Origin of the sequence: Promicromonospora sp. NPDC060204, from assembly GCF_042728455.1 — a bacterium.
Taxonomy (GTDB): domain Bacteria; phylum Actinomycetota; class Actinomycetes; order Actinomycetales; family Cellulomonadaceae; genus Promicromonospora.
In genome coordinates this window covers 1-12,456 of the sequence record NZ_JBHWZO010000185.1, presented here as the reverse complement: position 1 = coordinate 12,456, position 12,456 = coordinate 1, and the positions used below count along the sequence as shown (strand labels likewise).

The 12,456-nt window shown below is 72.9% G+C and carries 13 protein-coding genes and 1 tRNA gene; 10 read left to right on the top strand and 4 right to left on the bottom strand.

Going from position 1 to position 12,456, the window contains the following annotated elements; all coding sequences use genetic code 11:
* The first annotated feature begins 113 nt into the window (after positions 1-113).
* Positions 114-189, top strand: a tRNA-Thr gene (locus ACFWEJ_RS20590).
* A gap of 42 nt (positions 190-231) precedes the next feature.
* Here ACFWEJ_RS20590 and ACFWEJ_RS20585 read toward each other — a convergent pair.
* Positions 232-1,461, bottom strand: a complete 1,230-nt coding sequence (locus ACFWEJ_RS20585) for a CynX/NimT family MFS transporter (RefSeq protein WP_377231054.1) — start codon at positions 1,459-1,461, stop codon at positions 232-234.
* Between the two features lie 48 nt (positions 1,462-1,509).
* Between ACFWEJ_RS20585 and ACFWEJ_RS20580 the strand changes: the two genes are divergently transcribed.
* From ACFWEJ_RS20580 to ACFWEJ_RS20570, 3 genes are read left to right on the top strand one after another with little or no spacing between them, the layout of a single operon-like run.
* On the top strand, positions 1,510-2,193 hold the full coding sequence (locus tag ACFWEJ_RS20580) for a FadR/GntR family transcriptional regulator (RefSeq protein WP_377231053.1): 684 nt from the start codon (positions 1,510-1,512) through the stop codon (positions 2,191-2,193).
* Positions 2,194-2,197: 4 nt separating this feature from the next.
* Positions 2,198-2,956 carry a phosphotransferase family protein gene (locus tag ACFWEJ_RS20575; protein WP_377231052.1) on the top strand — a complete coding sequence of 253 codons (759 nt, stop codon included), beginning with the start codon at positions 2,198-2,200 and terminating at the stop codon, positions 2,954-2,956.
* A 30-nt stretch (positions 2,957-2,986) separates the two neighbouring features.
* Entirely contained in the window at positions 2,987-3,349 is a 363-nt protein-coding gene (locus ACFWEJ_RS20570; protein ID WP_377231051.1) for a hypothetical protein, read from the top strand.
* Positions 3,350-3,363: 14 nt separating this feature from the next.
* On the opposite strand, the gene ACFWEJ_RS20565 is transcribed toward ACFWEJ_RS20570, so the two are convergent.
* From ACFWEJ_RS20565 to ACFWEJ_RS20555, 3 genes are all read right to left on the bottom strand, one after another.
* Complete coding sequence (locus ACFWEJ_RS20565) at positions 3,364-3,912, bottom strand: TetR/AcrR family transcriptional regulator (RefSeq protein ID WP_377231050.1); 549 nt, start codon at positions 3,910-3,912, stop codon at positions 3,364-3,366.
* A gap of 34 nt (positions 3,913-3,946) precedes the next feature.
* Positions 3,947-5,482: an MFS transporter gene (locus tag ACFWEJ_RS20560; protein ID WP_377231049.1), complete on the bottom strand. Its 1,536-nt coding sequence runs from the start codon at positions 5,480-5,482 to the stop codon at positions 3,947-3,949.
* Positions 5,483-5,615: 133 nt separating this feature from the next.
* Positions 5,616-6,467, bottom strand: coding sequence for an SGNH/GDSL hydrolase family protein (locus tag ACFWEJ_RS20555; protein ID WP_377231048.1), 852 nt, complete (start codon positions 6,465-6,467; stop codon positions 5,616-5,618).
* 100 nt (positions 6,468-6,567) lie between these two features.
* On the opposite strand from ACFWEJ_RS20555, the gene ACFWEJ_RS20550 reads away from it, so the two are divergent.
* The 6 genes from ACFWEJ_RS20550 to groL all read left to right on the top strand — a co-directional run bounded on the left by ACFWEJ_RS20550 (position 6,568) and on the right by groL (position 12,376).
* Positions 6,568-7,284: a uracil-DNA glycosylase gene (locus ACFWEJ_RS20550; protein ID WP_377231056.1), complete on the top strand. Its 717-nt coding sequence runs from the start codon at positions 6,568-6,570 to the stop codon at positions 7,282-7,284.
* A gap of 109 nt (positions 7,285-7,393) precedes the next feature.
* On the top strand, positions 7,394-7,690 hold the full coding sequence (locus tag ACFWEJ_RS20545; protein WP_377231055.1) for a DUF3263 domain-containing protein: 297 nt from the start codon (positions 7,394-7,396) through the stop codon (positions 7,688-7,690).
* Positions 7,691-7,732: 42 nt separating this feature from the next.
* Positions 7,733-8,386, top strand: coding sequence for a LytR C-terminal domain-containing protein (locus ACFWEJ_RS20540; protein ID WP_377231047.1), 654 nt, complete (start codon positions 7,733-7,735; stop codon positions 8,384-8,386).
* 204 nt (positions 8,387-8,590) lie between these two features.
* On the top strand, positions 8,591-8,794 hold the full coding sequence (locus tag ACFWEJ_RS20535; RefSeq protein WP_020017272.1) for a cold-shock protein: 204 nt from the start codon (positions 8,591-8,593) through the stop codon (positions 8,792-8,794).
* 228 nt (positions 8,795-9,022) lie between these two features.
* A complete protein-coding gene (locus ACFWEJ_RS20530; protein WP_377231046.1) occupies positions 9,023-10,543 on the top strand; it encodes a phytoene desaturase family protein in 1,521 nt (506 codons plus the stop codon).
* Between the two features lie 204 nt (positions 10,544-10,747).
* A complete protein-coding gene (gene groL / locus ACFWEJ_RS20525) occupies positions 10,748-12,376 on the top strand; it encodes a chaperonin GroEL (protein WP_377231045.1) in 1,629 nt (542 codons plus the stop codon).
* The last annotated feature ends 80 nt before the right edge of the window (positions 12,377-12,456 follow it).

Below are 12,456 nucleotides of genomic sequence, written 5' to 3'. Positions count from 1 at the left end.
GTCCCGGACTGCGGTCCGGGGCCCCGCCGCTCTGTGTCCCCGCGACGTCCCGGCGACGCGCGCGGATTCGACTCGGACACCGGCGGGAGGAACCGTTAGGCTGTTCCCCGCCCGCCGCCTTAGCTCAGCTGGTAGAGCTCCCGCCTTGTAAGCGGAAGGTCGTCGGTTCGAACCCGACAGGCGGCTCCAGAGGCCCGGGATCTCAACGATCCCGGGCCTTTTTGTCCGGGATCAGACGAACCGGCGCCGTCCGGCGAGTGCGCCGATGACCATCTGGGCCAGCAGCACCGCCAGGAGCATCGCCAGCGGCACCGCCCAGCCGCTCGTGACGTCGTGCAGCAGGCCGAACAGGAACGGCCCGAGCGCGGCGAAGAGGTACCCGAAGCCCTGCGCCATCCCGGACAGTCGCGCGGTGTCGGCGCCGGTCCGCGCGCGCAGCGCGATGACGGTCAGGGCGAGGGAGAACACGCTCATCCCGAGGCCCGCCAGGAGGCTCCACAGCAGCGGCGCCCAGGCCGGGGCCAGCATCAGCCCGGCCGTCCCGGCGACGCCCAGCACGCTGAGCGTGATGATCCACCCGCCCTGCCCGCGCCCGCGCGCGGCCAGCGGGGCGACGAACAGGCTGATCGGCACGGCGACCAGCGATACGAGGCCCATCAGCAGCCCGGCCTCGGAGCGCGGCACGCCGGCGTCCATCAGCACCTGCGGGAACCAGCCCATGGCCGCGTAGGCGTAGAAGGCCTGGAGGCCGAAGAACCCCGTGACGATCCAGGCCAGGCGGTTGCGCAGCAGCGAGCGGCCGCCGTCGACGGTCCCGGCGCGCCGCGGCGTCCGGCCGGTGCCGCGGGCCGCGAGGAGCCACACCAGCAGCGCGACGACGGCCAGTACTGTCCAGGCGCCCAGCGCCGGCCGCCAGCCGCCGAACGCGTCACCGAGCTGCGGCGTCACCGCCGACCCGAGCGCGCCGCCGCCCTGCAGGGCCGCCGTGTAGACACCGGTCATGACGCCGATGCGCGCCGGGAAGGAGTCCTTGATGACGACCGGGATCAGCACGTTGACCAGCGCGATCCCGGCGGTGGCGACCAGCGTGCCGCCGAGCACCACGGCCGGGCCGTCGAGCACGCGCAGCACGAGGCCGGCGGCTAGCGTGGTCAGCGCGATCGAGATGGCGGCGCCGATGCCGGCCCGGCGGGCGAGCAGGGGGGCCACGAGGCCCGCGCCGGCGAAGCACAGCGTCGGCAGCGTCGTGAGCACGCCCGCCCAGACCGCGGGGACACCCAGGTCGACGCGCATCTCCTCGAGCATCGGGCCGACGCCGGTGATGGCCGGGCGCAGGTTGAGGGCGACCAGCACCACGGCGACCGCGAGCAGCGCGCCGGCGGCGACCACACCCGGCGTCCGGGTCTCCACGGCGCCGTTCAGCTCGGGTCCCAGGGCGGATTCATGGTGGTCGACGCGCATGACCGCTACTCTGGCATACGTAGGATGATTGGATGAAAGGAATCCGCTGTGCCTTTGGCCACCACCCACCGGGCCGGCCTCGTCGACCAGGTCATCGAGCAGCTGCGGACCGCGGTCCGCGAGGGCGAATGGCCCGTCGGCGAACGCATCCCCACCGAACCCGAGCTCGGCGAGCAGCTCGGCGTCGGCCGCAACACCGTCCGTGAGGCCGTGCGCGCGCTCGCGCACACGGGCCTGCTGGAGGTCCGTCAGGGTGACGGCACGTACGTGCGCGCCACGAGTGAGGTCTCCGGTGCGATCCGCCGGCTTGCCGGTTCGGAGCTCCGGGAGGTGCTGCAGGTGCGGCGCACCCTCGAGGTCGAGGGCGCCCGGCTCGCCGCCACCGAGCGGACCGAGGAGGAGGTCGCCGAGCTGCGCGCCCTGCTCGCCCGCCGCGCGACCGAGCTGGCCGAGGGCCGCTGGGAGGACTTCGCGCGCACGGACGCCGAGTTCCACTCGGCGGTCGTCCGGGCCGGGCACAACGGGCTGCTGACGGAGCTGTACCGGGGGCTGACGGAGGTCATCACGGCAAGCGTCGCCGCGACGTCGACGATCACGCCCGGCGCGGAGCACGCGCCCGAGATCGGCCACGAGGATCTGGCCGACGCCATCGCGCGGCGGGATCCGGACCGGGCCGTCGCCGAGGCCTGCGGTTTCCTGGACGAGCTCCTGGCCCGCGTCGAGAGCTCCTGAGCGGGTGCCCGCACACCCCCTGACCGAGGCCCGACGTGCGGCGGTGACCGCCGCCCTGTCCTGGGTCGCGGGCGGCGCCGTCGCGGTCCTCCACGAGCAGCACGTGGGTCACGACTGGGCCCCGGTCACGCGCCTCCGGCTCGACCGTGACCTGCTGGGAGTCGGGGCGTCCGTGATCGTCAAGCACCTCCGGGTGTCGGGGGAGGGCCACGGCGGCCCGCCCTACCTGCGGCGCGAGGCGGCCGGGTTGCGGACGGCGGCACGCAGCGGCGTCGCCCCGCGGCTGCTGCACGTCGACGACGGCGCGGGGTTCCTGCTCCAGGAGGACCTCGGCACCTGGCCGACCCTCCAGGACCACCTTCTGGGCGACGACCCGCCCGCCGCGACGGCCGCCCTCGTCGCCATGGCGACCGCCGTCGGGCGCCTGCATGCGACCACGACCGGTAGCGACGCCGAGCACCGGGACCTCCTCGACGCGTTCTCGTCCGACGTGACGAGCGGGGCGCTCTACGACCTCGGCGCGGACCACTGGGAGCGCGTCGAGCGGCAGTGCGCGGATCTCCGGCTGCCCGCAGGGAGGCCGGCTCGGGCGGCGGTGCTGCACCTGCTCGGCCGGGTGGCCGCGCGCGGGCCGCACACGGCGCTCGTGCACCTGGACCTGAACCCGACCAACGTGCTGATCACCGACGACGGCGCCCGGCTGATCGACTTCGAGGGATCCCGCATCGGGCACACCGGGATCGACGCGTGCTTCCTGCACTAACCGTTCCCGCACCACAGCAGCCCGTGGGGCGTGCTGCCGCCCGAAGCCGTCGAGTCCGCCGACGCGGCGTACCGTGCGGCGCTGACTGCGGCCGGCGCGGACCTGCCGGCCGCCGACCACGACCAGGTGCTCGCCGACGGGGCCGTCGTCGCGCTGCTCGGCAGGCTCGTCCGGCTGCCGCTGATCGCCCGGCCGGATCAGGCGCGGGCGGACGCTCGGCGGCGTCGAGGGCAGATCGTGCACCAGGTCGGGACCTGCGCGCGCCTGACGGAGCGTGCCGGAGGTCTGGCGCCGCTCACCGGGTGGCTCGGGTCGCTCGGCGAGGCGCTGACGCGGCGCTGGCCCGCGGCTGCGGCGTCACGAGCACCCGTGTTCCCCGCCTTCTCGCGGTAGGCGCCGGGCCCCGCTCAGGCCCCGGGAGCCCCCGCCACGGCACGCACGAGGTGCTCCGCGACGGCGCGGCGCTGGGTCTCGGGCATCGACCGGTAGGCGAGCGACTCGAACATCCACAGCCCGTCGGCGGCGAGGCGGGCCACCAGCAGGGACATCGAGGCAGGGTCGGCCTCCGCGTCGTCGGGCACGGGCGCCCACCGCTCCAGCACCACGCTCCACGGGCCCGCCCACTCCGGACGCGTGGCGGCCTCCAGCATGAGCTGCAGCTCCGCCCTGGTCGCGGCCTGGGCGCTCACGCGGATGTAGGCGGCCAGCCGCTCGTCGGGGGTGAGCTGGTCGGCCGGGCGGCCGGCGTCGGCCTCCAGCGTGGCCTCCCAGCGCGCGGCCAGGTGCTCGTGGATGGCGACGAGCAGCCCCTCGCGGGAGGGGAAGTGGTACATGATCCCGCCGCGCGTCAGCTCTGCCTCGGCCGCCACGGAGTCGAACGTCACGGCCGTGACGCCCTCGCGCTGGACCAGGCGCACGGCGGATTCGAGGATGCGGTCGCGGTTGCTCGGTCGCACGGGGTCTCCTGCGGGGCGTCGCGGTCGGAGCGGTTCAGTGACCCGAACCGTAGGCGGAGGATGCCGATCCCGGCCCGTAGGCGCGGAGCAGCACTGTGGTGACGATAGCGCCGAGCGCCAGGACCGCGGCGCAGATCACCATGACCGCGAAGTAGCTGTTCCCGAACGCCTGGGACGCGGCGGCGAGCACCTCGGGGCCGGTGCCCGGGGCGGTCAGGGCGTCGGACATCGACCGGCCCGCCTCGACGGGGGCGCCGTCGGGCAGGCGGACCGTCGCGGTGTAGATGGTGGTCAGCAGCGAGCCGAGCAGGGCAACGGCGGCCAGGCTGCCGAACTCGTAGGAGACCTCCTCCACGGAGGAGCCCATGCCGGCCCGGCGGGCGGGCACGTTCCCGATGATCGCCGTGGAGGCCACCGACATCACCGCCCCCAGCCCCAGGCCCGTCACGAGCAGGCCGGCGAGCAGCATCCACTCGGTCCCGTGCTGCACGCCGTACAGCGTCCCCGCCACGCCGACGGCACCCACGGCCAGGCCGCCGCCGATCAGTACCCGCAGGCCCACCACGTGGAGGAACGCCCCGGCGAGGAGCGAGGACGGCAGCGAGCCGAGGGCGATCGCGGCCACCAGGAGCCCGGACTCCAGCGGGGTGAACCCGGCCACGAGCTGGAACCGCTGCGTCGTGGCGAGCTGCAGGCCGCCCATGGCGAACATGGCGATCGCCGCCGCCAGCACCCCGGACGAGAACGCGGCGTTGCGGAAGATCGACAGGTCGAGCAGTGGGAACGGCAGCCGCCGCTGCCGGCGGACGAAGACCCACCAGCCCACGACGGTCACGGCGGCCGCGCCGAGGACGACGGTCCCGGACCGGTCGGCGCGGGCGACCTCCTTGATGAGGACCACGAGCCCGACCAGCGTGACCAGGGCCTGGACGGACGAGACGAAGTCCCACCGGGTCGCGGGGTGCGGGTCGTCCTCCGGCGCGACGGCGAGCCCGACGATCACGGCCAGCAGGACCACCGGCACGTTGATCAGGAAGATCGAGCCCCAGGCGAAGTGCTCCAGCAGCACGCCGCCGACGATCGGCCCGAGGGCGCCGCCGACGACGGACAGGCTGCCCCACACGCTGATGGCGACGTTGCGCTCGCGCTCGTTGACGAAGGCCACCCGGATCAGGGCCAGCGTGGCCGGCATCATCGCCGCGGCGCCGACGGCGAGCAGCCCGCGCGCGGCGATCAGCACCTCGGGCGTGGGCGCGGTCGCGGCCAGGAAGGAGGCGAGCCCGAACACGACCAGGCCGGACACGAACATCCGCCGGTGCCCGAACCGGTCGCCCAGCGTGCCCGATCCGAGCAGGAGCCCGGTCATCACCAGCGGATAGGCGTTGATGATCCACAGGCTCTCGCTCCAGCTCGCGTCGAGCTCGCGCGTGAGGGTCGGCAGCGCCGTGTACAGGATCGAGTTGTCCAGCGTGATCAGCAGCAGACCGGTGCCGACCGTGACCAGAAGGGTCCAGCGCCGTCCGGTGCTCAGCCGGGACGTGCCCGCACTCAGCGGAGGGCTCATCGTCATGGTTGTAAATGTACCATCTAGAAGGTTAAGTTACGCGGCCAGGGTGGGGTGTGAAGACGGCAGAGGCTCCCCGGTGCGAGCACCGGGGAGCCTCTGAGATTCACCCTCGCAAGTGTAGGGCCGAGCGGGTGAACTACGCGCGCGGCCAGGCCCCCGGCGTCGGCCACTTCGCGGTGCGTCCGTCGCCGCTGGAGGTGCCAGTCAGGCGCCGCTTGACCCACGGGCCCACGTGCTGGCGCATCCAGGCGGCGTTGGCGCGCGCCGTCTCGCGGAAGGCCGCGGGCGGGGCGGCGTCGAGCGGCACGTCGTAGGCGGCGTCGTCCGGCTCGAGGTCGAGCGCGACCAGCGCGGCGTTCGCCACGCGCTGGTGCCCCTCGGGGGTGAGGTGGATGCGGTCGGAGGACCAGAGGCGCAGGTCGGCCAGGGCACGCATGCCCCACAGGTCCACCACGTGCGCGCCGTGGCGTCGGGCGATGGACCAGACGTTCGCGTTGAAGATGCCCACGCGGCCGTTGGTCCAGCTCAGCGCGGCGCCCGCCTTGAAGCCGGTGCCCATCAGCACGTCGGCGCCGGTGGCGCGGAGCTTAGCGACAGCGTCCTCCAGGGCGGCCGAGATCGCGTCGATGTCCGCCGTGGCGCGCAGGATGTCGTTGCCGCCCGCGACCAGGGAGACGAGGTCCGGCTGGGCGTCGAGGGTGACCCCGAGCTGCTCGGCGACGATCGGGCGCAGCTTGCGGCCCCGGATCGCGAGGTTCGCGTACTCCAGCGGCGCCTCGCCGGCCGCGATGCGGCGGGCCGAGAGCGCGGCGGCGAGGTTGTCCGCCCAGCCGCGCTGCACGTCCGGGGCGTCGGGATAGGGGTCCCACAGCCCTTCCGAGAAGGAGTCGCCCATGGCGATGTACCGCGCCCAGCGGACGGGGGCGGTCGCAGTGGGGGTCGTGGAGGGGCCTTCCGGTTCTGGGGTCGTCGCGCTCACGGTCCTCATTGTTGCGCCAACGCGGTGAAGAGTCGTCACAAGTGGGTGTGTCGGGCAGCACAGACGGTCGCTGTCAGTGGGTCCCGGTAACCTCCTGAGCGTGGAGACCATCGTGAACCCGACACCCCCTGCCGACGCCGCCGATGCCGCTGGCCGGCCCCCGTTGTCGCAGGTCATCGCGCCGGACTGGGCCGAGGCGCTGGCCGACGTCGAGCCCCGCATCCATGCGATGGGCGACTTCCTCCGAGCCGAGGTCGCCGAGGGGCGCACCTACGTCCCGGCGGGGGAGAACGTGCTCGCCGCGTTCAAGCGCCCGCTCGCGGACGTGCGCGTGCTGATCGTGGGCCAGGACCCGTACCCGACGCCGGGGCACGCCATGGGCCTGTCCTTCTCGGTGCAGCCGGACGTGCGGCCGGTCCCGCGCTCGCTGGTCAACATCTACAAGGAGCTGCAGGAGGACCTCGGCCTGCCGCTCCCGTCGAACGGTGACCTCCGGCCCTGGGCCGACCAGGGAGTCATGCTGCTCAACAGGACGCTGACCTGCCGCCCCGGTTCCTCCGACTCGCACGCCGGCAAGGGCTGGGAAGAGGTCACCGAGGCCGCCATCCGCGCGCTGGTGGCCCGTGGCGGGCCCCTCGTGGCGATCCTGTGGGGCGCGAAGGCGCGCAACCTCAAGGCGTGGCTGGGCGACGTCCCCGTGGTCGAGAGCGCGCACCCGTCGCCGCTGTCGGCGCGCAGCGGCTTCTTCGGGTCCAAGCCGTTCTCGCGGGCCAACGCGCTCCTGGAGCAGCAGGGCGCCCAGCCCGTCGACTGGCGCCTGCCGTAACGACCGGCCGCCCTTGGCGCCGGCGGACTCCCGGCGTGCAGACAACGTGAAAAGGACTCAGGTGAACGACAGGACAGTTCCTCCAACACTCGGGGGGACCGGCGAGACGCTGGTCGCCCACGTCGAGGCCCCCGCCGTCGCGGGCGCGGAGAAGGGGCTCTCCGACCGGGACCGCGAGATCCTCGCGTTCGAGCGCCAGTGGTGGAAGTACGCCGGCGCCAAGGAGGAGGCGGCGCGTGAGCTGTTCGGTCTGACGGCCACGCGGTATTACCAGGTTCTCAATACGCTCATCGACTCCCCGGCCGCCCTGGAGCACGACCCGATGCTGGTCAAGCGCCTGCGCAGGCTCCGCTCGACCCGGCAGCGAGCACGATCTACACGTCGTCTGGCGGATGAGAACCACTGAGAAGGCACCGATCCGTCACAACAACCCGCTACTCTCTCTGCCGTGACGAAGAGTGGCTACCCCTACCCGCCCGACGAGTTCGACGTCGCTGTCCCCGGGGGCGCACCGGTGGGTGTGCACCGTGCACCGCGCAGCGGTTGGAGCTCGGCCTGGCCGTTCCTGCTGGTCGCCGTAGTCTGCGCCGCCGTGGCGTGGGGCGGCATCACACTGCTCTCCGGCGGGGGTGACGAGCCGGCGGACGCTTCCGGCGACCCCTCGACCTCGGCCTCGGTGCCCGTCTCGCCGTCCCCCTCGGCCTCGACGTCGGGTGAACCGTCGGGCGAGCCCAGCGGTGAGCCGTCCGCGGAGACCGGCGGCGCTGCCGACCCGGCGGCGCTCAAGGCCGACGCAGACCTGACCGCCCAGGTGGCCGTGTACAACGTCGGCCAGGAGCAGGGTCTCGCCGGTCAGACCGCCGAGTACCTGGTGGGTCAGGACGTGGCCGGCGCGGCGCTGCGCGAGGAGCCGCAGACCCCGGACGGCGCGACCTACACGGAGAACACCGTTCTCTATGCCGCCGACCGTGCGCAGACGGCCGCCTACGTCGCGGCGCTGCTCGGTATCCCGGAGGCCAACATGGTCGAGTCGGCAGCGGTGACGGGCTCGCCCGAGGCTGTCTGGGTCGCCGTCGTGACCCGTCCCTCGACGATGGGCTGACCTTCGGTTGGGTTTACCAGGCGGTACCACCATGTTGATATTCCTTGACAAGCGGCGGATTGCAGCCCTCTGACCTGGGCGTTCGCCATGCGCTTAATGCCGCATACCGGGCATAGAGGGTTCCCTGGTGTGAGACGGACCACTAGGCTCGAACCACCACGGGTCGACCGCATGGCCCGTGCAGAGGTACAAGGAGAACTACGCATGGCCCAGGGCACCGTCAAGTGGTTCAACGCCGAGAAGGGGTATGGCTTCATCACCCCGACCGCCGGCGGCCAGGACCTTTTCGTTCACTACAGTGCGATCCAGAGCGATGGCTACCGGTCCCTCGACGAGGGACAGGAAGTCGAGTACGAGGTGGGGCAGGGACAGAAGGGTCCGCAGGCAGAGCAGGTTCGTCCGGTCTGACTCGATGGGACGACGGGTGGGAACTGCCCACCCGTCGCCCGCCACCCCCCGAGGATGCTGGGACCCAGACCCCGGCGTCCGCACTGGACGGTCGACGACGACCGGTATCGCACCCTGTCGGACGACGATGCCCGACGCCACCGAGCAGCCGCCCCGTACCGCGGCTGCTCGCTCTGGTTCCCGCCTGGCGCCCCCTGCCCGGCGAGCACCCGTGATTCGATGGGGTGCGTGACGCTCCTCGACGCAGTGGTGGTGGGCTCCGGGCCGAACGGCCTGGCGGCCGCGGTGACGCTCGCCCGCGCGGGCCTGGGCGTCCGTGTGCTGGAGGCACAGCCGACGATCGGCGGCGGCGCGCGCACGCTCCCCGTTCCCGAGCTCGACGACGACCTGCTCTTCGACCTCTGCTCCGCCGTGCACCCCATGGCCTGGGCCTCGCCGTTCTTCCGGGCCTTCGACCTGCCGGCGCACGGCGTCGAGCTCGTCGCGCCCGAGGTCGCCTACGCCCAGCCACTCGCCGGCGACCGCGCGGGCATCGCGTGGCGCGACCTGGCCCGGACCGCCGACGGCCTCGGGGTCGACGGCGACGCCTGGCGCGACCTGATCGGCCCCCTCGCCGAGAGCTGGCGACAGGTGACCGCGCTCGCGCTGGGGGACAAGCGGACCGTGCGCGGCATGCTGGAGGGCGTGCGCGACCACGGCGCGCACGCGTCGGAGACCTGGGGCCTGGCCTCCCTCGTCCGGCCGGGCCTGCGGTTCGGCGCGGCGCTCCTCGAGCAGGGCGGCCCGCGCTGGGAGCGGCGGTTCCTCACCGAGGAGGCGAAGGCCCTGCTCACCGGCGTCGCGGCGCACGCCATCACGCCGCTCCCGTCGTACGCGGGGGCGGGTACGGCCCTGCTCCTCGCGGCCCTCGCGCACGCCGACGGCGGATGGGCCGTGCCGGTGGGCGGTTCGCAGGCCATCACCGACGCCCTGGTCCGTGACCTCCGGGCGCACGGCGGCACCGTCGAGACGGGCCGCCCGGTCGACGCCTGGCACGACCTCCCGCCCGCCCGCGCCGTGTTCTTCGATACCACGCCGACCACCGTGCTGCAGGTCCTGGGGGAGCGGATCCGGGCGCCGCGCCGCGCAGCCCTGCGCAGGTTCCGGTACGGCAACGCGGCCGCCAAGGTCGACTTCGTCCTGTCGGGCCCGGTCCCCTGGGCGGCGCCCGACGTCGGGCGTGCGTCGACCGTGCACGTGGGCGGGTCGCGCGGGGAGATGGTGATCGCGGAGGACGCCGTCGCGCACGGGGTGCATCCCGACCACCCGATGGTGCTGCTCAGCGACCCGGGCGTCGCCGACCCCGGCCGGGTGCGGGGCGCCAGGCGGCCGCTGTGGACCTACGCCCACGTGCCCGCCGGCTCGCCGCACGACGTCACCGAGGCGGTCACACGGCAGATCGAGCGCTTCGCGCCGGGCTTCCGCGACGTCGTCGTCGGCGCGCGGTGCATCCCCGCCGACCAGATGCAGCGCCACAACCAGAACTACCCGGGCGGCGACATCTCCGCGGGCGCCGCGAGCATGTGGCAGATGGTCGCGCGGCCGACCCTCGCCCCCGACCCGTACCAGGTCGCCGAGGGGGTGTACCTCTGCTCGGCGTCGACCCCGCCCGGCCCGGGCGTGCACGGCATGGGCGGGTGGCACGCCGCACGCCGGGCGCTGGTGCGGGAGTTCGACCTCCGCCACGTGCAGGGGCTCGCGCCGGGGTAGGTGCGCCGCGTTCGCTCGCGGTGTACGCGCCTTGCACTCTCAAGGTCCGAGTGCCAATAATGTCTTAGCACTCTCCGTTGGAGAGTGACAGCAGGGTCGAATGGTGAGGCCTCCTGCCGCGGCGAGACATGGTCGTCGAGGCGGTTGCCGTCCGTCGCGGGCACCGGCCGGCCTGGACAAGCCACCAGCGGAGGATTCATCCCCATGGCCAAGATCATCGCTTTCGACGAGGTTGCTCGTCGGAGCATGGAGCGCGGGCTCAACCAGCTCGCCGACACGGTGAAGGTCACGCTCGGCCCGAAGGGTCGCAACGTCGTTCTGGACAAGAAGTGGGGCGCCCCCACGATCACCAACGACGGTGTCTCCATCGCCAAGGAGATCGAGCTCGAGGACCCCTACGAGCGGATCGGCGCGGAGCTCGTCAAGGAGGTCGCCAAGAAGACGGACGACGTCGCGGGTGACGGCACCACCACCGCCACCGTGCTCGCCCAGGCGCTCGTGAAGGAGGGCCTGCGTGTCGTTGCCGCCGGTGCCAACCCGATCGCCGTCAAGCGCGGCATCGAGAAGGCCACCGAGGCCGTCACCGAGCAGCTGCTGAACGCCGCCAAGGAGATCGAGACGAAGGAAGAGATCGCCGCCACGGCCGCGATCTCGGCCGGCGACCCGGCGATCGGCGAGCTCATCGCCGAGGCCCTCGACAAGGTGGGCAAGGAAGGCGTCATCACCGTCGAGGAGTCGAACACCTTCGGCCTCGAGCTCGAGCTCACCGAGGGCATGCGCTTCGACAAGGGCTTCCTGGCCCGCTACTTCGAGACGGACCCCGAGCGCCAGGAGGCCGTGCTCGAGGACCCGTACGTCCTGATCGTCGAGTCGAAGATCTCGAACGTCAAGGACATGCTGCCGCTGCTCGACCAGGTCATGAAGTCGGGCAAGTCGCTCCTCATCATCGCCGAGGACGTCGAGGGCGAGGCCCTGGCGACCCTGGTGCTGAACAAGATCCGTGGCACCTTCAAGTCCGTCGCCGTCAAGGCCCCGGGCTTCGGCGACCGCCGCAAGGCCATGCTGCAGGACATCGCGATCCTGACCGGCGGCCAGGTCATCACCGAGACGGTGGGCCTCAAGCTGGAGAACGCCACGCTCGAGGAGCTGGGCCAGGCGCGCAAGGTCGTCGTCACCAAGGACGAGACCACGATCGTCGAGGGTGCCGGCGACGCCGACCTCATCGCCGGTCGCGTGAACCAGATCCGCAGCGAGATCGACAAGTCCGACTCGGACTACGACCGCGAGAAGCTGCAGGAGCGCCTCGCCAAGCTGGCCGGCGGCGTGGCCGTCATCAAGGCCGGCGCGGCCACCGAGGTGGAGCTCAAGGAGCGCAAGCACCGCATCGAGGACGCCGTCCGCAACGCGAAGGCTGCCGTCGAGGAGGGCATCGTCGCCGGTGGTGGCGTGGCCCTCATCCAGGCCGGCGCCGTCGCGTTCGCCAAGCTCGAGCTCGAGGGTGACGAGGCGACCGGTGCTGCGATCGTGCGTGCCGCGATCGACGCCCCGCTGAAGCAGATCGCCGTGAACGCCGGCCTCGAGGGCGGCGTCGTGGCGGAGAAGGTGCGCAACCTTCCCTCCGGCCAGGGCCTGAACGCCGCGACCGGCGTGTACGAGGACCTGCTCGCCGCGGGCGTCAACGACCCGGTCAAGGTGACCCGCTCGGCGCTGCAGAACGCCGCGTCGATCGCCGCGCTGTTCCTCACCACCGAGGCCGTCGTCGCCGACAAGCCGGAGCCCGTCGGGGCCCCCGCCGGCGACCCGACCGGTGGCATGGGCGGCATGGACTTCTGAGTCCGGCCTGACCCGCTCGGGCCTCGGCCCGCGCACCCGTCCGACGCCGGCCGGTCAACCTCTCACGCGGAGGGTGACCG